We start from the raw sequence: 872 nt of genomic DNA, 5'->3' as shown, positions 1-872 counted from the left end.
TTCAAAAACTTCATAAGGCGTTTTGAAACCCAGGCATTTTTTAGGTCTGCTATTGAGTTTATCTACAGCCCTAAACACTTGTTTTATAGTGACATCAACCAGCTCCATTTCCTTAGGAAAATACTGACGAAGTAAGCCATTAGCATTCTCATTTTGCCCTCTTTCCCATGAATGGTAAGGCTTGGCAAAATACGTCTCACATTCAAGTGATTTTGCTATTTTCTCATGTAGAGTAAATTCCTTGCCATTATCGAAAGTGATTGTTTTAACAAAGTTTTTGATAGGGTCAAGCAGAAAAGTGGTTGCTTCAAAAACACCTTGGGCTTTTTTCCCTGCCAATGGAAAAGCAAGGCGTAATTTTGATTTTCTTTCATCTAAAGTGACAATGGCTCCTTTGTGATTTTTACCTATGATGGTATCAGCCTCCCAGTCTCCTATACGCTCACGATTATTGGCAATTTCTGGCCTCTCATCTATATCTACTCGATTCGGAATTCCCGTGCGATTATGAGCTGATCCATAGCGCTTACGGTAGGTCTTTTTTTGGTGACGAAGGTGCTTATAAAGCTCTCCCCCCGCCTTTTTATCTGCCAGTACATGCTGGTAAATTGTCTCATGATGAAGGCTGATAACATTTTCTTGTTTTAACCGACCTGCAATCTGCTCAGGACTCCAACCTTCTTCAATGTAGCCATTGATAAGCGCTTTTATTTCAGCGGTCAATTTGACTTCTTTAGGCTTATTTTTATGGCGCTCTTGAGCCAATTCGCCTGCCTGTTTATGTCGGTAGCCTCGCTGCCCTTTGTTTCGACTAAGCTCGCGTGAAAGGCTGCTTTGGTTTCGCCCCAGGGATTTTGCGATTTCATTCTGAG

General features: G+C 41.5%; 1 protein-coding gene. It reads right to left on the bottom strand.

Translation table 11 applies throughout. The features are described 5' to 3' along the window. The coding region (locus P1T08_18845) for an IS30 family transposase (protein MDF1598131.1) at nucleotides 1-872 on the bottom strand (872 nt) is incomplete at both ends.

Source organism: Acidimicrobiia bacterium, from assembly GCA_029210695.1.
Lineage (GTDB): Bacteria > Actinomycetota > Acidimicrobiia > Spongiisociales > JAHEDJ01 > JAHEDJ01.
This window is presented reverse-complemented; position numbering and strand designations above follow the sequence as displayed.